The sequence below is a fragment of the Vibrio sp. 2134-1 genome, assembly GCF_033339495.1.
Genome location: NZ_JAWOUS010000637.1, coordinates 1 through 612 on the forward strand (window position 1 = coordinate 1; position 612 = coordinate 612).

The following is a 612-nucleotide window of genomic DNA, read 5'->3' on the forward strand; positions in this document are numbered from 1 at the left end:
TGGAGTGTGTAGTCGAAACAAATCAACGCGGCATCAAATTCTCCCTCCAACAGATAACCTTGACCTAACTGAAACCAAAGCTCATCGTTATTAGGCTCTTGTTTTAACTGTTGCTGTATTTCATCCATGATGTCTCGCGAGGTCATCATTCGAGCTATCTCCGCTTGGATAGGTTTCGGTGGGGTTTGCTTCAACAATAAGTAGCCAGCGCTAGTGAGTGCTAACACCATCAAACAAAAGCCAAACCACTGCGTAGGCTTAACTTTAGAAGCGCTAAGTGACAAAACGACGATAAAAAGCCCCATCAAAGTGATGGCAATGAAGAACCATAAAGACATAGCGATACCCGTGAGTAAACATAAGCTTAGTGTACTGGTTTGGTTGAGAGATTGCGTTGATGAAGATACAAAAAAGCCGAGCATTTTGCTCGGCTTTCATATTTAGCGATGAAGGAAAAGATTACTCTTCTGTGCCCTCTTCCGCGTCGTCTGCTGCTGGCGCTTCAGGAGCTTGCTGTTCTGCATTCGCTTCTGTTGTTTCTGCTTCTTCGCCTTCTGGCAATTCCACTTCTTCAACTTCATCGATACGTTGTAGACCAACAACTGACTCGTC

General features: G+C 44.6%; 1 pseudogene. It reads right to left on the reverse strand.

Annotated features, from left to right (window positions below):
• Window positions 1–338 (reverse strand): annotated as a pseudogene (locus tag R7R78_RS27675) (hypothetical protein); the annotation flags it as partial.
• Between the last annotated feature and the right edge of the window lie 274 nt (window positions 339–612).